Consider the following 19,326-nt stretch of genomic DNA (forward strand, 5'->3'; position numbering starts at 1 on the left):
ACCAGAATGACATAGTTAACTTTAACGCCGAGCTGCGCTAACTTTCACCTTGAACCTTTTAACTCGCAAACTCGCTAAGGCACAAACTTGATCGGTACACTGTCTTTATTGGCTTGATGTTCTGCGAGGCGTTGTTGGTAGGTTTGCCATAAATCGTCATGTTGGGCTTGTAGGTGGCTGAAGTATGCCCAGCTAAATAAACCGCTGTTGTGGCCATCGTCAAAGTCTAAACGCAGTGCGTAGTGGCCGACTGGCTCGATGTTTTTGATGCTAACCTGCGATTTACCGAGTGCCAATTTCATTGGTTCGTTACCATGGCCTTGTACTTCGGCAGACGGTGAATGAACACGTAAAAACTCACTACTAAAAGTACAGTGGGTGTCATCGTCAAAATAGACATCAAGGGTTTTGCTAACGGTATGATGATGTACCTTGATAACTTGTTTCATTGTTATGCCTGTGTATTGAGCCTAGAACCTAGAGCCTGGGCTCTAAGTTCTAGTTTTAAAATTAAAGAATAAAGCGACTTAGGTCTTCATCTTCCACCAGTGCACCTAAATGCTTCTCAACATAGGCGGCATCAATGACTAAACTGGTGCCAGCTTGCTCTGATGCATCATAGGAAATTTCTTCCATCAGTTTTTCCATTACCGTATGTAGGCGACGTGCACCAATGTTTTCGGTTTTTTCATTAACTTGCCATGCCGCTTTGGCAATGCGCTCGATGGCGTCATCGCTAAACTCTACACTTACTTGCTCTGTTTTAAGTAGTGCATGTTGTTGCTCGGTCAGTGAGGCATGTGGTTCGGTTAAAATACGTTTAAAGTCGTCAGCGGTTAATGCTTCAAGCTCTACACGAATAGGTAAGCGACCTTGTAGTTCTGGGATCATGTCAGATGGTTTTGCCATTTGGAATGCGCCAGAGGCAATAAACAACATATGGTCAGTTTTCACCATGCCATGCTTAGTGCTCACGGTTGAGCCCTCAATCAGTGGCAGTAAGTCACGCTGTACGCCTTCACGGCTTACATCTGGACCTGATGATTCACCGCGTTTACAGATTTTGTCTATCTCGTCGATAAACACAATACCGTTTTGTTCGGCTGCGAAGATTGCTTGCTCTTTTAGCTCTTCAGGGTTTACTAATTTAGAGGCTTCTTCTTCAACCAATAATTTAAACGCTTCTTTAATTTTAAGTTTGCGTTTAGTGCGCTTGTCACCCGCCATATTTTGGAACATGCCTTGCAGCTGGTTGGTCATTTCTTCCATACCAGGTGGTGCCATGATCTCAACATTTGGTTGTGCTTGGGCTAAATCAATATCAATTTCTTTATCGTCTAATTGACCTTCGCGTAATTTTTTACGGAAGATCTGACGCGTTGAAGAGCCTTCATCGCGTTGGCTTTCACCAGACGAATCTTTAGCTGGAGTCAGTAGTGCATCTAAAATACGTTCTTCGGCAGCTTCTTCTGCGCGATGTTTGAATTTTTTAGTTTGTTGTTCACGGGTCATTTTGATTGATACATCAACCAAGTCGCGAATGATGGTTTCAACTTCTTTACCAACATAGCCCACTTCAGTGAACTTAGTCGCTTCGACTTTAATGAAAGGCGCGTTGGCAAGTTTTGCTAAACGACGGGCAATTTCAGTTTTACCAACACCGGTTGGACCGATCATTAGGATATTCTTCGGCGTTACTTCAGCGCGAAGATCTTCATCTAATTGCATGCGGCGCCAGCGATTACGAAGGGCAATAGCCACTGCTTTTTTTGCTTTTGCTTGACCAATTATATGCAGGTCAAGTTCATGAACGATTTCTCTGGGAGTCATATCAGACATAGCAGTTCCTATTACAATTCTTCGATGGTTTGAAAGTTATTTGTGAATACACAAATGTTGCCGGCAATTGTCAGGCTTTTTTCAACAATTTCGCGGGCGCTTAAATCGGTGTTTTCAAGTAGGGCAGTTGCAGCTGATTGGGCAAAGTTACCACCACTACCAATGGCAATTAAATCATTTTCAGGCTGCACAACATCACCGTTACCAGTAATTATCAGTGAGGCTGTGGAGTCGGCAACAGCAAGCAATGCTTCGAGTTTGCGCAAGGCGCGATCGCTACGCCAATCTTTAGCCATTTCAACTGCGGCTTTGGTTAGATTGCCTTGGTGCATTTCAAGCTTGCTTTCAAAACGTTCGAACAGGGTGAAGGCATCAGCAGTGCCGCCAGCAAAACCGGCGATCACTTTGCCATTATAAAGGCGTCGAACTTTGCGGGCGTTGCCCTTCATTACGGTGTTACCAAGTGAAACTTGGCCATCGCCACCAATGACGACTTTATCGCCGCGACGTACACTTACAATAGTGGTCATGTTATTCCTCATCATCGAGTCGCAGGGGCGACTCGTTAAAAGCGATTGATGATGAGTTAATATGGGTTAATGGGCTAAAATCAAGTCCAATTCCAAATTCCGCAACCAGTTATTTTGTTACGCTTTAGTTTGTTTTTATCACTTTCGGCTAAACGTTTGGTTTTATAAGGACCTAAACGCACTTTATACCAGACACCGTTAGTGCCAGTTGTTTCACGAATTTCGGCGATTAATCCGGCAAATGCAATTTTAGCTTTTAAGGTTTCTGCTTGGCCATGGGTTCTGAACGAACCGCATTGCATTACATAAGGGCCTTTTTGTTCAAGCTCTCTTACTTCAACTTGAATTTCATGCTCTTTGATTTCTTTTATGAATTCAGGAGGGCGTGGTTTAGGCAACTCTTGTTGCACTTTTGCAGGTGTTGGGTTTGCTTGTTGTTCAACCAGCTTTGGATCTGCATTGGTTTTGACATACCATAAACCAAAACTAAAACCGCCAACAAGTAGTACGGTAACCAGTACTAATAATACGGGGAATGGTTTTTTCGGTGGCGCTGTTTTTTTGCTATTACGGTTGCCCGGTTTTTTATTAATAAAATCGTGTTGTGCCATGGTGGTATTGGGCTTCTAACCTTAAATCATATCTATTGGATCTACATCTAAGCTCCATCGCACCTTTTGCGCTAATTTACTGGTACTTAAGTAGTCTACCATTTGCGCGAGATATTGGTGTAATAGAGGGCGTTCGTGCGCTTGAATATGCAATTGAAAGCGATATTTCCCCGCAATTCGCTCGAGCGGTGCAGGGATCGGACCTAGCAATTGTATACCAGTTAGACCTTGGACTGGAACTAAATCTGTTAAAAAATCGACCACTTGCTTTATGTTGTGACCTTCAGCGCGGACAATCGCCATATTAGTTATTGGTGGTAGCTGTGCGTCATCGCGCTCTTGCAGTGCAAAACGGGCGAAATCTTGATAACCATTATTGACTAAATCTTGTAATAAAGGATGTTCGGGAAAGTGAGTTTGCAATAATACATGACCTGGTTCGCCACTGCGCCCAGCACGGCCAGCCACCTGAGTAACCAATTGTGCTAAATGCTCTGTGGCGCGAAAGTCGCACGAGTACAAGCCGCCGTCGACATCAAGGATCAATACTAAGCTCACATCAGCAAAGTGATGACCTTTGGCAAGCATTTGGGTGCCAACTAAAATCCTTGCACCGCCTTGGTTTATATCGTCTAGGGCTTTTTCTAAACTGCCTTTACGACGCGTTGAGTCGCGATCAATCCGGCTAATCGGGGTATCAGGAAACTCGGTTGTTAAAAACTCTTCTATTTGTTCGGTGCCTTTGCCGTTAGGAAATATTTGTGTACTACCACAGTCTGGACACTGATGCGGCACGCGTTCTTGCTCACCGCAGTGATGGCAAATCATCTGGCCGATGGCCTTGTGAAAAGTCGCACTGGTGCTGCAACGTGTGCACTCACTTAACCAACCACATTCATGGCAAATCAGGGTAGGCGAAAAACCGCGACGGTTTAGAAATACCATCACTTGTTTGCCTCGTTTTAAATGCTGACGCATAGTGGCAAGACTGGCATGGGCTATACCAGCTTGATCCGGCTGGCCTTTCATATCAATCAGCTGAAATTTATTGTCGGTACTGGTTTGCGCACGTTGCGTTAGGCTCAGCAGTTGGTATTTATTATGAATTGCCTTATGCAAGGTTTCGAGCGCCGGGGTTGCTGAGCCTAAGATCAGCGGTATTTTATGTTGAAAAGCGCGGTATGCGGCTAAATCACGGGCATGGTAACGTAAGGTATCTTGTTGTTTAAATGAACCGTCATGTTCTTCATCAACAATGATCATACCAAGCTTTAAAAATGGTAAAAAGATACTCGAACGTGTACCAATCACAATTGCGCAACTGGCTTTTTCACAAAAGCGCCAAGTTTGTAAGCGTTCGTTATCGGTCAGTGCTGAATGCCACAGCATAATCGGCGTATCAGGAAAGCGACGACGAAATCGATTAACCGTTTGTGGCGTAAGGCCAATTTCAGGCACTAGTACGAGTGCTTGTTCACCGCGTTTTAAAACCTCTTCAAGGCATTGTAAGTAAACCTCGGTTTTACCACTGCCAGTAACACCTTCTAGTAAAAAGCTATTGAAACCGACCGCTTGATTAATGGTGGTACAGGCTACTGCTTGCTCTTTATTTAGAGTCGGCTTAGTGCCTACGGTGGGAAGTTGTTGTTGCCATTGGTTGTCGTGTTCAATCGTTTGGCTGATCAGCTCTTTGTTAAGTAAGCTGTCGATAGTTTTTTTACTAAACCCCAGCGCTTTTAATTCTGTAAGTGATGATTTACCCGAATCTGCCAGTTGTTTGAGTAAGCTTAGTTGGCTCTTTGCTTTTAAAGACGGTAATTTAGCGCCTTTTTCAGTAAGTGCCACCATACTAATACTGCTTTTATCTGGGCACAGTCCTTGACGCAGCGCGCCAGGCAGGGCGATATGAATTGTTTCACCTAGTGGGTAGCAATAATAGCGCGCAGTAAAACGCAATAATTCGATATGTCGCTCTGATAAAACGGCTTCATCATCAATCACTTCAAGCACTGCTTTAAGTTTATTAACCGGCACATCGGTGTTGGTTTTTAGCGCCAGTACGACCGCAACTTTGCGCTGATTACCAAATGGCACCCATACCCGCGCACCGACTTTAGGCATCACCGATAAACCATCGAGTTGCTCTGGAATGCGATAATCAAAGGTGCGATGCAACGGTACTTTTATAGCAACTTCAACAAAACTCATAACAACCCAAACAAGAACGAATAAGGGAGTTAATGTACTAAAATTATGGCTGAAAACCTACCTGCAAATACCTTCTTTAAAACTTTTGTTCATTTTATTAGCAAAAACGACATTTAAAGCTTGTAGCAAGTGGGGTTGTTGCTTAGAATACGCGTCCTAAATAATTTGTTTTAACGACGTATGGTGCCAGACTCCGGGTTTGGAGAGCGATGCGGCCTTAACTAGAGGTTTCTATGAAAGAAGGTATTCACCCTAAGTACGAAGTAATTTCAGCATCATGTTCATGTGGAAATAAATTCGAAACTCGTTCTACTCTGTGTAAAGACATTCACTTAGACGTATGTTCTGCGTGTCACCCGTTTTACACTGGTAAGCAAAAAGTTTTAGACACAGGTGGCCGTGTTGATCGCTTTAACAAGCGTTTCGGTTCACTTAGCAGCAAGTAATTCTTGTTGTTTTGTCGGAAAAAGCACCTTAGGGTGCTTTTTTTTATGCCTGCTATTTATTAAAAACACCGCCTTTTAGTCTTTATTTCTTGCTCTAGTGCTCCAGCTTTACGCATTCATTATGTTGTGACTATTTCCCACTTTTATATCCAGTATAGCGAGTAAATAACAGACAAATAGTGATTTGTTGACTATATTGTCATTCTCGTTAAAGCGATAAATTAAACGTTTTTGTCGGTAAAGTTAGGTCTTTTGCGGTTAAATGTTGTTAACGTCTTACTTTGATGGTTTTTAGTCATAGGTCATTATTTTTGCTTTAAAGCGTTGCATAATGAGCATTTTAAGATGGGTTTTTTGATGCTTTGTGGCGTTTTTATAGCCGAAAATTGAAGCTTTTTTGCAAAAAATGCTGACAAAACGCATAAAATTAACGGATATAGCATATAACAGGATAGACCTGATATTGCTTGAATTTAATTATAATATAGGTATCGTTCCCTATAAGATATAAGAACTGCTTACTCTCACTTTCAACTTAACTTACTTGCAGGATAAAATCGCGTTATGTCAGACTTTCGTGAACAAGCTTTACATTACCATTCGCACCCCGTTCCAGGAAAAATTAGCGTTGAGCTTACAAAGCCAGCTGAAACCGTACAGGATCTTGCACTCGCATACAGCCCCGGTGTTGCAGAACCGGTACGTGAAATAGCTGCTGATCCCGCTAATGCCTACAAATACACCGGTAAAGGCAATATGGTTGCGGTTATTACTAACGGCACCGCTATTTTAGGTTTAGGTAACTTAGGTCCATTGGCTTCAAAACCGGTTATGGAAGGTAAAGCGTTATTATTTAAACGCTTTGCGGGTCTAGATTCGATAGATATTGAGGTGAAACACAATACCACCGAAGATTTCATCAATACAGTTGCTAACATCGCTGATACGTTTGGCGGTATTAACTTAGAAGACATTAAAGCGCCAGAGTGTTTTGAAATAGAAAAAGCATTGATCGAGCGTTGTAGCATTCCAGTGTTCCACGACGATCAACACGGTACCGCGATTGTAACGGCTGCTGGTATGATCAACGCACTTGAAGTACAAGGCAAAGAAATCGAAGATGCGATTATCGTTTGTTTAGGAGCCGGTGCCGCAGCGGTTGCGTGTATGGAGCTACTGATCAAGTGTGGTGCATTGCGTGAACATATTTACATGTTAGATCGTAAAGGCGTTATTCATACTCGTCGTGATGATTTAAACGAGTACAAACAGTTATTCGCTAACAATACAGATAAGCGCACACTGCAAGATGTTATTGCTGATGCCGATGTATTTGTTGGTGTATCTGGCCCGAATTTACTTTCTCCTGACGATCTTAAGTTAATGGCTGATCGACCTGTAGTGTTTGCCTGTTCAAACCCAGATCCAGAAATCTCACCAGTGCTTGCTCATGGTGCTCGCGATGATTTAATCATGGCAACGGGTCGTTCAGATTATCCAAACCAAGTTAACAACGTGCTGTGTTTCCCATTTATTTTCCGTGGTGCGCTAGATGTGCGTGCAAGCAAAATTAATGATGAAATGAAAATTGCTGCGGTTGACGCTATTCGTAGCATTGCTAAAGAACCAGTACCAGCGGAAGTATTAAAAGCGGCGGGTGTTGAGACACTTGAATTTGGTGCGCAGTATATTATTCCAAAACCGATGGATCCGCGTCTATTACCGCGCATTGCCAAAGCAGTAGCGCAAGCGGCAATTGATTCTGGTGTTGCACAAATTGATATGCCGGAAAACTACATGGAGTAGCTGCTTCGCTGCAATTGGTAATGGCACAATAATAAAAACCTCAGCAACTTACGTTACTGAGGTTTTTTTGTAGCCAATTCCTGAAGCAGGAATATATACAAATGATAACTTAATCTTCGTTGAGTACAGGTACTTCGAGACCCATCTCAAGCATGATTTTTTTCACTTCTTCAGGCACTTTCTCTGGATTATCTTTACGTAAATCTTCATCGTTTGGCAGTGGTTGGCCAGTAAATGCGTGTAAAAATGCTTCACAAAGTAATTCGCTATTTGTTGCATGGCGAAGATTATTAATTTGACGACGAGTGCGCTCATCAGTCAAAACTTTTAATACATTTAGCGGGATCGAAACGGTGATCTTTTTAACTTGTTCTGATTTTTTCCCGTGTTCTGCGTATGGGTGAATATATTCACCATTCCATTTAGCCATAGGATGTATCGTTGCCTCAGGTTGTTAATTGTTTGCGCGACCTTTTGCAGCGCAAAGATGGCGAAATTCTATCGTGTTAAAAAAGATAGTCAAATACTTGTTTTTTAGCCATCTAGAGGCTTAAATGTTTTTACTTCTAATCTTGCGGCTAAAACCGCATAAATGCTTTGACTTATTAAATTTGATCCTCTAACCTTTTAGACGTCTAAACATCCATTTAATTGTAGGTGACGGTATGAGTCAAAAGAATAAAGCAACCATTGCAGTACGCAATGGTATTGATGCAGATAAACATCACGGCGCGGTTGTGCCTCCCATTCATTTATCGACCACCTACTCATTTGCTGATTTTGATAAAAAGCGCCAATATGATTATGGCCGTAGCGGCAACCCAAACCGTGATTTACTCGCTGAAACGCTCGCTAAGCTTGAAGGTGGCGCTAAGGGGATTATCACTGCAACGGGCATGGCTGCGGTGCATTTAGCTACTCAGCTGCTAAACAGTGACGATACCTTAGTGATCCCACATGATTGCTATGGCGGTAGTTACCGCTTATTCACCTCACTTGAAAAGCGTGGCTTATTAAAGTTAGTGGTTTTAGATTTAACTAAATCTGAAAATCATCAAAAAATTCTTGAGATAAAACCAAAGCTAATTTGGATTGAAACACCGAGTAATCCTATCTTACGGTTAACCGATATTAAAGCGATCACCACGATTGCTAAGCAGTGCGGTGCGTTGGTTGGTGCCGATAACACATTTTTATCACCTGCTTTGCAAAACCCAATTGAGTTTGGTGTTGATATTGTGGTGCATTCGACCACTAAATATATTAACGGTCACTCAGATGTTGTTGGTGGTGCGGTGATCGCCGCTACCCAAGAGTTGGGTGATGAGCTTGCTTGGTGGGCTAATAACATTGGCATTACCGGTGCCCCGTTTGATAGCTACTTAACGTTACGTGGTTTACGTACTTTGAATGTTCGTTTACGTCAGCATCAAGAAAATGCCTTTATTATTGCCCAATATCTAGAAAACTCCCCTTATGTAAGCCAAGTATATTACCCTGGATTAGTATCTCATCCACAGCATGAACTCGCTAAACAGCAGCAACGTGGTTTTGGTGGCATGGTAAGCTTTGATATCAAAGGTGATATTAATGATGCTGCAGAATTTTTGACCAGCTTAGAAGAATTTAGCTTAGCTGAGTCATTAGGTGGGGTTGAGAGTTTGATTTGTCACCCTGCAACTATGACCCACGCAGGTATGGAGGCAACTGCTCGTCTTGCTGCGGGAGTAGGTGATACCCTGATCCGTATTTCGGTGGGCATTGAAGATGTAAAAGATTTAATCGCTGACTTAGATCGTGTATTCAATAAAGTGAAACCAGGTCAAGCTCAGCACGGCGCAAAAGTAATCGCTTCCTCTGTTCAACAACAAGATGATGAGCAATCAAACTCATTTAAACTGACTCCTGCACATACGGCTTTGTGGTAATAAAAAATGGTAAATATAGTTCATAAATTTGGTGGTTCTAGCCTTAGTTCTGCAGAGCGTTATCAGGCCGTAGCAAATATTATTCTAGCCCATACGGAAGCCGGTGATTGTGTGGTGGTATCCGCAGCCGGTAAAACTACCAATACGTTAGTTACGTTATGGCATAGTTACCAGCAAGGTGATCAACAGGCAGTGAGTGATATTTTATTGCAGCTTGATAATCATCAACGTACTTTGATCGAGCAGTTATTGAGTCCAGCAGCGCGACATACGGCATTAAACGTATTAGAACAAGAGCTAGCCTTAATTGCACAGCAAACTCAACAGCAAAGCTTACAGGAAGCCGCATTGCTTGCTCACGGTGAAGTTTGGTCGGCACGATTATTGGCTAGCTATTTAAAACAGTTAAATGTTGCAGCTCAAGATGTTGATGCTCGTCAATTGTTTACCCTTAATGATGGGCAATTATTACATCAAAAAAATCAACAAGCCTGTGCCGAGTTAATTTCAGCCAATTGCATTAATATTGTTACTGGTTTTATAGCCGCTGATTGCCAAGCAAATACCGTTACTTTGGGGCGCAATGGCAGTGATTACAGCGCGACTTTGTTAAGCAGTTATTGTCATGCTAGTCAGGTATCAATTTGGACTGATACCCAAGGGGTGTTTAGTACCGACCCTCGTAAAGTAAAAAAAGCGATTAAGTATTCTAAAGTATGTCGTGGCCAAGCAAACTTACTGGCGCGTTTGGGCAACCCAGTGTTACATGCTAAAACTCTCTCGCCATTAAAAAATACTGATATCAAGTTAGTCGTTCGCAGTAGTTACGACAGCGAAGCTAGCGCGACAGAAATTGTCAAAGAAGGTTACAGCAAAGCTAAGCGTTTTATCACTACCTTAGAAAATATTGATTTACTGCGCATTGATCAGCTGCGTGGCGGTGAAATTGGCGAATTAAGTCAGCTTATTCAACACAGCTTGCATCATTTTATTAAAAACGGCGATACCTACTTACTAGTGCCGGCAGCAGCGACTCATCAGGTGGTGAGTCATTTGCAAGGGCGCGCTAATATTATTGAGTCGAACTTACATGGTTGCGCTGTTGTGGCGCCACGAAATGATGTAGCGCAATTATTTGAACAAGCAACGCAAGTGCTTAGTGAGCAAAGTTTAGTGCCGCGCTTTAGCCATCAAGACGCAGACTACATATTACTACTAACGGATCAATCTATTGATAGTGATGTATTGAGCTTATTGCATGATAAGCTGATTAACAAAGGCCAAGAGCTTGCCATTATTGTTGCTGGCCTTGGTAATGTTGGTGAAGTATTTATTGAGCAACTAAGTCAGCAGCTTAATCGTTTGCAGCAACACTTCAGCGTTAAGCTGGTTGGTTTATTACGCTCGCGCTCTATGTTGTTCAGCCCAAGTGGTATCGTGCTTGAGCAATGGCAGTCACAGTGGCAAAACGAAGCAATAGATTACCAAGAAGCTGATTTACTGACACGTATCAGCGAACTCGATTACGAACACAAAGTGCTGATTGATATTACTGCTAGTGAAGCGTTTAGTAAGCTTTACCCGGCGTTTGTAAATTTAGATTGTCACCTGATCAGTGCTAATAAATATGCGGGCACTGCAAATAATGACTGGTATCAAAATTTACGCCGTAATTTAGCTGAACGTAACTTATTATGGCGTTATAACACCAGTGTTGGTGCGGGTTTACCAATTAATTTTGCGTTAGCTGATTTACAAAACAGTGGCGACAGTATTACCCATATTGAAGGCGTGTTCTCAGGCACTTTATCGTGGTTGTGTAGCAGTTATGATGGCAGTGTGGCGTTTTCCGATTTAGTGTTGCAAGCGCAAAAAATGGGTTACACCGAGCCTGATCCACGGGAAGATTTATCTGGGCGTGATATGCAGCGTAAGCTATTAATTTTAGGGCGTGAATTAGGGCTCACCTTAGAGCTTGATGAGATTGGCTTAACACCGTTGATGCCAGAGCAACTAGCGCAAGGTGATTGGCAGTCTTTTTTAGCTAATAAGCAGTTGCTTGATGACTTTATTGCTGAAAAAGCGCAGTTAGCTGGCAAAGAAAACAAAGTACTGCGTTATACCGGTGCGTTAACAATTGCTGATGGCAAAGTAACCGCTAAAGTCGGTTTGGCTTATGCAACACAGGGTGATGCCTTAGCTAACTTAACTCCAGGTGATAATATCTTTGTTATCAACAGTCAGTGGTATAGCGATAATGCGTTGGTGATCCAAGGTCCTGGTGCAGGCAAAGAAGTTACCGCAGCAGGCGTGCATTCTGATTTATATTGGTTAATACAAAACTTAAAATGAGCTCTGAGTTTGTAAAATAAAAAAAGCGCCGATTGGCGCTTTTTTTATGTAGCAGCGATTTTATATCGCGATAGAGTAATATTAAAACAGCTCTTCTTCTGTTTTAGTTTCTTCTTCAAAAACGTTTTCTACATGCTGCATCACATACTTAGTGGGCGAGGTGCCTTTTTCAAAGTATTCAAAGCGACTAGTGTAATCGTTCTTTTGACTCAAGAGTCCCGTTGCTAAATCGATTCGTACCGACACTAATCCTTCAGGTGGCTCGATTGGTGCTTCTGGCTTATCTTTGAGTGCTACTCGCATAAAGTCAATCCATGCTGGTTGAGCTGTTTTAGCACCAGATTCTGCACCAGAGATCTGGGTATTATCCATGTTGTTATTATACGTCGAGCGACCAAGCGGGTTACCTGGATTATCAAATCCAACCCAGACCGAGGTCATAACATTACGGTTAAAGCCGCTAAACCAAGTATCGACAGAGTCATTAGTAGTACCCGTTTTACCGGAAAGATCGCGACGATCTAATACCTGAGCACGCCAGCCGGTGCCACTCCAACCCGTTTTATGAGCCCAACTACCGCCTCCCCAAATTGCGCTATTCATCGCATCGGCTATCAAAAACGCGTTTTGTTTAGATATGATGCGCGGCGCACAATGATTTGCAGCTTGGCTGGTATTTAACTCAGAAGTAGACTCAAATTGAGTCGTTGTTAGCGGAGGAGTAACGGGATCACACGCTAATAGTGGTTCTGTTTTAAATAACACATTACCTGCAGAGTCTTGAATCTCATTAATGAAATAAGGGGTGATCAAATGACCGCCATTGGCAAATGTGCTCATGCCACGGGCAAGTTCTAAAGGAGTAATTGACGCACTACCTAAAGCTAGCGATTCACTGCGATTGATATCATTATTTTGAAAGCCAAATTTTAATAGGTGATCAGCTGTGCGCTGCAAGCCTACCCCGCGTAGTAAGCGCACCGAAATAACGTTTTTCGATTGTGCTAAAGCACGACGAATACGGATTGGGCCGTTATATATCGCAGGGCTGTTTTTTGGTCGCCATGCGACCCCTAGGCTCTTGTCCCATTGATTGATTGGTGCATCATTTAAAATAGACGCTAAGGTATAACCATTATTCAGCGCCGCTGAATAAATAAACGGCTTAATGTTAGAACCTACCTGACGTTTTGCTTGCACGGCTCGGTTATATTGGCTTTGTTCAAAGCTATAGCCACCAACAATCGCTTTAATGCGACCATCATTCGGATCCAGCGATACTAATGCACTTGACGCTTCAGGCAATTGGCTGAGTAGATAACTACCATCGTCATTTTTACGTAGCCAAATTTGCTCCCCTGGATTGAGTATGTCGGTAGCGGTTTTTGGAGGAAAACCTTGACGGTAACGCGTAATGTATTTGCGTGCCCATTTGAGATTATCCCAGTCTAGAGTGGCTTGCTCACCACTTTTTAATAACACTGTTGCCGTTTGATCTGCTACAGACAAAACTGCTGCTGTTAATAACGGGGCAATTTCTTTTACCGGTTTTAGCTTTGCTAAAATTTCACTAGAACTTAGGGCAGGTTGCGTTTCAAAATCCCACAGTTGCTGCTCTGGGCCACGATAGCCATGGCGCATATCGTATGCATGAAGATTATCAACGAGTGCTTTTTGCGCTGCGGCTTGTACGTCAGATTCAACACTGGTGTAAACTTTAAAGCCGGTATTATAGGCTTTTTCGTAGCCATAACGAGCGACCATTTCTGCACGCACCATTTCAGATATATAAGGCGCATATAAGTCTATTTCGGCACCATGAAATTTTGCCGTAATTGGTTCTTGAGAGCTTTGGTTGTAGTCTGCTTGAGAGATATAACCTTCATCGAGCATACGTCTGAGTACCACATTACGGCGTGCCTTGGCGCGAACTGGGTTTCTGATCGGATTTAAAGCTGACGGCGCTTTTGGTAAGCCTGCAATCATTGCCATTTGCGCTAAAGTTAACTCGTTTAGTTGCTTTCCATAATAGACTTGTGCAGCGGCTCCGATACCAAAAGCACGATTACCTAACTCTATTTTATTTAGGTATAAAGCGAGTATTTCATCCTTGGTAAGTAAGTTCTCAATGTGTAACGCAATGAAGATCTCTTTTACTTTACGGATATATGCCTTTTCACGTGTTAAGAAGAAGTTACGAGCTAACTGCATTGTTATAGTACTTGCGCCTTGTTTTTTCTCACCAGTTGAAATTAATACGAGCGCTGAACGTAAAATACCTATAGGATCTATACCTATATGGTCATAAAAGCGGTTATCTTCAGTAGCTAAAATAGCATTTATGAGTGGTTGTGGGATCTCTTCTATAGTCACTGGAATGCGACGTTTTTCACCGAACTGGTTGATTAACAAACCATCTTTCGAAAAGACTTGCATAGGAGTTTGTAATTGCACGTCTTTTAAAACTTGCACACTGGGGATATCAGATTTAACGTAATAATAAAGGCTTACTAAGGTAATGAGCCCTAAAAACGCGCAGATGATAAAAAATTGTAAAGTTCGTTTCAATAAAATCACTTATATTTTCCCTAAATGGACTCCCAATTAGAATCGGAGACTGCTAGTATATATTGATTAAAAAATGAATAGTATTTTTTCATATAAAAATTATAACTTGTTTATTCTTAAAACAAAGGCCAAGTTGCGAACATGCTAAGTCAACTATTGAGTAAGTCTTCATCGATGATGGTAGGGATAGATATCGGTTCACATGCTATAAAAGCGGTGTTGCTGAATGAAACGGACAGTGGCTACAGGCTCGAAGCGTTAGCAATTGAGCCAATGCCAAAAGGTACAATGGCTGAGCGCAATATTCAAGATATTGAGGCAATTGGTAATATCATTACTAAGCTAAAGCGTAAGTTACCTAAGTCAATTCGTTCGGCAGCAGTGGCTGTATCGGGACAAACCGTCATTACGAAAGTAATTTTTATGGATGTTACGCTTAGCGATGCAGAGCTTGAGTCGCAAATAGAAATCGAGGCCGACAGCCTTATTCCCTATCCTTTAGATGAAGTTAGCCTAGATTTTGAAAAGCTCAGTACCAACGAAGCCGATCCTTCCAAAATGAATGTGTTGCTTTCAGCTGCGCGTACCGAAAGTGTTGAAGCCCGTGTTGGTGCCTTAGAATCAGCTGGCTTAATAGCAAAAGTAGTTGATGTAGAAAGCTATGCGCTGAGTCGCGCAATGGATGTGTATTATCAGCAATTACCAAGCGATGCATTTAATAAGTGTGTAGCAGTGGTCGATATTGGCGCGGTACTTATGTTGGTAAGTGTGGTACTTGGCGGTGAAACGATTTACACCCGAGACCAGGTATTTGGTGGCGATCAATACACCAACAGCATAGTGGCTTATTACAATAAAAGTTTTGATGAAGCTGAAATAGGCAAAACTACTGGCGATCTTCCGCCTAACTATACGTTTGAAGTATTGGCACCGTTTCAAACCTCATTATTACAGCAAGTGCGCCGCGCAGTGCAGATGTTTTTAACTACCAGTGGCAAAGATCAAATCGATTACATTGTGCTTACTGGTGGCACAGCGATGATTGATGGCCTTGATCGATTGCTAATTGAAGAACTAGGTATTCATACCATAGTGGCTGAGCCTTTTGAAAATATGGATATTTCCCACCATGTCGATCGCAATGTGTTACAGCGTCATCGTACTCAATTTGCAATAGCGACAGGTTTGGCATTAAGGAGTTTTTCATCATGCCACATATAAATCTACTGCCGTGGCGCGAACAGCAGCGAAAACAATCGCAGAATAAATTTGTCACTATTTTATTTTTCGTGGTGCTTGGCAGTTTTATCAGTATGTATTTATTGAGTAGCTATTACGGTGGTTTACGAGACGGTCAAAATATTAAAAATAATTACCTTTCAACTGAAATAGGGCAATTAGATCGGCGTATTAGTGAAATTCGTGAGTTAGATAAAAAGAAAGAAAACTTACAGCAACGTATGCGCTTAATTGAAGAGCTGCAAAGTAGTCGTAATTTAGGCACACAAATTATGGATGAAGTTGCCAAAATTGTACCAACGGGTGTTTATCTAACTAAGTTAGAACGCCGTGGTAGTGCAATTCATGTGGTTGGCCGTAGCGAATCAAATAATTATTTGTCAAACATGTTGCGGCAAGTACAAAACTCCTATCTGCTCGAAAAGCCGACAATGCAAGGCATTATTGCAGGGGAGAAATCGTCTCGTTTATTGAGTGATTTTAATATGGAATTTTATGTAAAACCCTTTGATAAGATTGGAGAGGTTAAATAATGAACCTTGATATCAAAGCGTTAACAGAGATTGAATGGAACGAAATTGAGCTTGAAAATATCGGCGATTGGCCAATAGTTGTCAAGGTTATTTGCTGTACTTTTGTAGCTGCCTTGGTGCTGTTTTTTAGTTACAGCTTATTGGTTTCAGATGAAATAGATAGCTACCACAATGCAGTTAGTAAAGAAGTTGAGTTACGCAGTACCTATCGAGTGAAATATGCTGTGGCCAGTAATCTAGAAATTTACCGTCAACAAATGGTTGAAATGGAAGAAAAGTTTTCTTTACTACTAAAGCGCTTACCGACTTCAAACGAAACACCAGGCTTACTTGATGATTTATCTTATGTGGGCACGACCAGTGGCTTAACCTTTCTTAAAATTGGCTGGTTACCAGAAGTGGAAAAAGAATTTTATACTGAGTTACCGATTAAAATTGAAGTAATAGGTAGCTACCATGAGTTTGGTGATTTTGTTGGTAAAGTGGCGCAACTTCCTCGTATAGTAAGTTTGCATGACTTTTCAATTAATAGTTCAGACTCAGGCAAACTGACATTTAGCGTGGTTGCCAAAACTTACCGCTATGAAGGCGGCGTGAAGAAAGTAGGGGCTAAAAAATGAAAAAACTAGCCTTTGTTTTACTCAGCGGTATTTTGGTGAGCGCATGTAACGATGATACTTCTGAGCAAAAAGAATTTATTGATCAGGTAAAAGCCAGCACTACACCTAAGGTAGAGGCCATTCCAAAACTGACCCAATTTGAGCACTTTGAATACAATGCACAGCAACTACGTAGTCCTTTTGTTGCGCCGCAACCGGAAATTATTCAAAATAACATGATCCAAGTTAAAAACTGCTTACACCCTGATCCTGATCGTACGCGTGAAGTATTAGAGAAATATCCGTTGGATAACCTAGCAATGAAAGGCACGCTGGGTTCTGGTGGCCAAACATGGGCATTAATTAAAGCTGCAGATGATACTTTACACCGAGTTACTATCGGTAATCATATTGGTTTGTATCATGGTGTTGTACAAGATGTTAAAAGTGATTATATAGAATTGTTAGAATTAATACCCGACGGGTCTGGTTGTTGGAAAGAGCGCCTGACGAAGCTGGAAATGTTAGAGGCGGGATCCAATGGCACTAGTTAAAAATAAAAAAGGTAAAATTAAAATGCATAAGGGAGTATCTTGGAGTAATCGCATTCAGCAGGCTTTGTTTGTTGTTATTGCCCTTTTTATCACGCAATCAGCAATGGCTACGCCGCTATTGTATGATGTTCGTTATAGCCCGCTAATAGCTGGAGAAACACAGTTACAGCTGGTATTTGATGAAGAGCTGACTGAAGAGCCAAAAGTTCAGGTATTTAATAACCCGGCTCGTATTGAAATGCGCTTTAATGCAGCTAGTGTTGAACAAGGTTTAAGTGAAGTACAAATCAACCAAGCAGGTATTGAAAAAGTTAATAGTGTAGCTGTTGATGGTAACTTGATTGTCACTGTTCATTTAGAGCGTTTAAAAATTTACCAAACAACGGTGAACAATAACCTTGTTTCATTACACGTCTCAGATAATCCGATCACGTCACAACAAGATGCTAATACCGCTAAAGAAGTGACTGGCAATTACATCAACTCAATCCAGTCTATTGATTTTCGTCGCGGTGAAAAAGGTGAAGCGCGAGTCTTAGTCTTTTTACAAGATACTCAAGCTGCGATTGATGTGCATGAAAGTGGCGGTAAAATTATTGCTGAGTTTCATCATACCGATATTTTAGATGACTTATTATATGAGCTAGATGTGCTAGATTTTGGCACTGTAGTGAGCTCAATTGAGACATTTAAAGAAAATAATATGAGTAGGGTAGTGATAACCCCTAATGCCGCGTTTAAATTCACTTATCAACAAATTGAAAATATTCTTACACTTACAGTTGAAAAAGATGAATCGCAACGTTCATATTTAGAAGGTGGTAAAGAATACCAAGGTCGCCCAATGACCCTAAACTTTCAAGACATCTCTGTGCGTGCCGTATTGCAAATTATTGCCGGCTATAATGATTTCAACCTAGTAACCAGTGACTCAGTCAGTGGCAACATAACTCTGCGTTTAGATGGTGTGCCTTGGGATCAAGCTCTTGACGTGGTATTACGCGTTAAAGGTTTAGATAAGCGTATGGATGGCTCTATATTAATGGTGGCACCATCTGAAGAGCTTGCCGCCCGCGAAGCGAAAGATCTAAAAGCCAAACAACAAGTTGAAGACTTAGAGCCGCTTTATAGTGAATATATTCGTTTGAATTATGCTAAAGCGGAAGAGTTTGCTGATTTACTGAAAACCGACACTAACAGCATTATTAGTGCTCGCGGCAGTGTATCCGTTGATAAACGTACCAATACCTTGTTAATTAAAGACACCGTTAAAAGCATTGCAAGTGTTCGCCGTATGGTCGAAACTTTGGATATAGCGGTTAGACAAGTTATTATTGAGGCACGTATGGTTACTGTACGTGATAACGTAAAAGAAGACTTAGGAGTACGTTGGGGGTTTAGTGATCAACAAGGCACTGATGGTATTTCAGGTACCTTAGAAGGTGCTAATACGATTTCTAACGGCACCATTCCAAGTATTTCTGATCGCCTTAATGTAAACTTGCCTATCACAGGTGCCGCTGGCAGTATTGGTATGCACGTTGCTAAATTAGCAAATGGTACGTTACTTGATTTAGAGCTAACCGCGCTTGAAGAAGAAAACCGTGGTGAAATTATCGCAAGTCCGCGCATTACGACTGCCAACCAGAAAAAAGCACGTATTGAACAAGGTACCGAAATACCGTATGTTGAATCTGCTTCAAGTGGTGCTACAACTGTTAGCTTTAAAAAGGCAGTATTGAGTCTTGAGGTAACACCACACATCACCCCAGATAATAAAGTTATCTTGGATTTAATCATTACCCAAGATACCCGAGGTGATACGGTACAAACTGGAACTGGTCCTGCAGTTGCAATTGATACCCAAGAAATTCAAACCCAAGTACTGGTTGAGAATGGTCAAACCGTGGTACTTGGTGGTATATTCCAGCAGCAAATCATTAACTCAGTTAAAAAAGTACCATTATTAGGTGATATTCCTTACCTAGGAGTGCTGTTTAGAAGCACTAGTGAGTTTAATGAAAAGAAAGAATTGCTGATTTTCGTTACTCCGAAAATCCAAATAGAGTAATTTACACTGATTTATTCTTACACAATGGGCAATTATTGACTT

At 41.7% G+C, this 19,326-nt stretch carries 16 protein-coding genes; 9 read left to right on the forward strand and 7 right to left on the reverse strand.

Features of this window, described 5'->3' with window-relative positions; genetic code table 11:
- Positions 1-74: 74 nt before the first annotated feature.
- From FW757_RS09970 to priA, 5 genes are all read right to left on the reverse strand, one after another.
- Positions 75-449, reverse strand: a complete 375-nt coding sequence (locus FW757_RS09970; protein ID WP_182740290.1) for a gamma-butyrobetaine hydroxylase-like domain-containing protein — start codon at positions 447-449, stop codon at positions 75-77.
- Between the two features lie 61 nt (positions 450-510).
- Positions 511-1,839, reverse strand: a complete 1,329-nt coding sequence (gene hslU / locus FW757_RS09975) for an HslU--HslV peptidase ATPase subunit (RefSeq protein WP_182717691.1) — start codon at positions 1,837-1,839, stop codon at positions 511-513.
- A gap of 11 nt (positions 1,840-1,850) precedes the next feature.
- A complete protein-coding gene (gene hslV / locus FW757_RS09980; RefSeq protein ID WP_145238496.1) occupies positions 1,851-2,369 on the reverse strand; it encodes an ATP-dependent protease subunit HslV in 519 nt (172 codons plus the stop codon).
- Positions 2,370-2,449: 80 nt separating this feature from the next.
- The gene (locus FW757_RS09985) at positions 2,450-2,980 is read right to left on the reverse strand and encodes an SPOR domain-containing protein (protein WP_182717692.1); all 531 of its coding nucleotides are present in this window, start codon (positions 2,978-2,980) and stop codon (positions 2,450-2,452) included.
- 21 nt (positions 2,981-3,001) lie between these two features.
- Positions 3,002-5,188 carry a primosomal protein N' gene (priA, locus tag FW757_RS09990; RefSeq protein WP_446441184.1) on the reverse strand — a complete coding sequence of 729 codons (2,187 nt, stop codon included), beginning with the start codon at positions 5,186-5,188 and terminating at the stop codon, positions 3,002-3,004.
- A 233-nt stretch (positions 5,189-5,421) separates the two neighbouring features.
- Between priA and rpmE the strand changes: the two genes are divergently transcribed.
- Together rpmE and FW757_RS10000 are read left to right on the forward strand one after the other, a co-directional pair.
- On the forward strand, positions 5,422-5,634 hold the full coding sequence (gene rpmE / locus FW757_RS09995; RefSeq protein WP_145238505.1) for a 50S ribosomal protein L31: 213 nt from the start codon (positions 5,422-5,424) through the stop codon (positions 5,632-5,634).
- Positions 5,635-6,198: 564 nt separating this feature from the next.
- Positions 6,199-7,440, forward strand: coding sequence for a malic enzyme-like NAD(P)-binding protein (locus FW757_RS10000; RefSeq protein ID WP_145238508.1), 1,242 nt, complete (start codon positions 6,199-6,201; stop codon positions 7,438-7,440).
- A 109-nt stretch (positions 7,441-7,549) separates the two neighbouring features.
- Here the strand turns inward: FW757_RS10000 and metJ are convergent, their stop codons facing one another.
- Entirely contained in the window at positions 7,550-7,870 is a 321-nt protein-coding gene (gene metJ, locus FW757_RS10005) for a met regulon transcriptional regulator MetJ (RefSeq protein ID WP_016709540.1), read from the reverse strand.
- A gap of 235 nt (positions 7,871-8,105) precedes the next feature.
- Here metJ and metB point away from each other — a divergent pair, with 235 nt between their 5' ends.
- Positions 8,106-9,368 (forward strand): cystathionine gamma-synthase, encoded by a 1,263-nt coding sequence (gene metB / locus FW757_RS10010; RefSeq protein WP_182760697.1) that lies wholly within the window; start codon positions 8,106-8,108, stop codon positions 9,366-9,368.
- A gap of 6 nt (positions 9,369-9,374) precedes the next feature.
- Positions 9,375-11,720: a bifunctional aspartate kinase/homoserine dehydrogenase II gene (metL, locus tag FW757_RS10015; protein ID WP_446441185.1), complete on the forward strand. Its 2,346-nt coding sequence runs from the start codon at positions 9,375-9,377 to the stop codon at positions 11,718-11,720.
- Positions 11,721-11,801: 81 nt separating this feature from the next.
- On the opposite strand, the gene FW757_RS10020 is transcribed toward metL, so the two are convergent.
- The gene (locus FW757_RS10020) at positions 11,802-14,297 is read right to left on the reverse strand and encodes a penicillin-binding protein 1A (RefSeq protein ID WP_182797526.1); all 2,496 of its coding nucleotides are present in this window, start codon (positions 14,295-14,297) and stop codon (positions 11,802-11,804) included.
- 132 nt (positions 14,298-14,429) lie between these two features.
- Between FW757_RS10020 and FW757_RS10025 the strand changes: the two genes are divergently transcribed.
- Genes FW757_RS10025 through FW757_RS10045 form a run of 5 tightly spaced genes read left to right on the forward strand, consistent with a single transcriptional unit; the run spans position 14,430 to position 19,284 of the window.
- Positions 14,430-15,509 carry a pilus assembly protein PilM gene (locus FW757_RS10025; RefSeq protein ID WP_145238520.1) on the forward strand — a complete coding sequence of 360 codons (1,080 nt, stop codon included), beginning with the start codon at positions 14,430-14,432 and terminating at the stop codon, positions 15,507-15,509.
- Positions 15,497-16,060, forward strand: a complete 564-nt coding sequence (locus FW757_RS10030) for a PilN domain-containing protein (RefSeq protein ID WP_149982630.1) — start codon at positions 15,497-15,499, stop codon at positions 16,058-16,060. The genes FW757_RS10025 and FW757_RS10030 overlap by 13 nt, the downstream gene beginning before the upstream one ends.
- Positions 16,060-16,680: a type 4a pilus biogenesis protein PilO gene (locus FW757_RS10035; protein WP_149982631.1), complete on the forward strand. Its 621-nt coding sequence runs from the start codon at positions 16,060-16,062 to the stop codon at positions 16,678-16,680. Before FW757_RS10030 ends, FW757_RS10035 begins: the two co-directional genes overlap by 1 nt.
- Positions 16,677-17,213 carry a pilus assembly protein PilP gene (locus FW757_RS10040; RefSeq protein WP_182717697.1) on the forward strand — a complete coding sequence of 179 codons (537 nt, stop codon included), beginning with the start codon at positions 16,677-16,679 and terminating at the stop codon, positions 17,211-17,213. The genes FW757_RS10035 and FW757_RS10040 overlap by 4 nt, the downstream gene beginning before the upstream one ends.
- Positions 17,200-19,284, forward strand: a complete 2,085-nt coding sequence (locus tag FW757_RS10045) for a type IV pilus secretin PilQ (RefSeq protein WP_149982633.1) — start codon at positions 17,200-17,202, stop codon at positions 19,282-19,284. Before FW757_RS10040 ends, FW757_RS10045 begins: the two co-directional genes overlap by 14 nt.
- Positions 19,285-19,326 lie beyond the last annotated feature (42 nt).

This window comes from Pseudoalteromonas sp. 1181_04 (genome assembly GCF_052850545.1).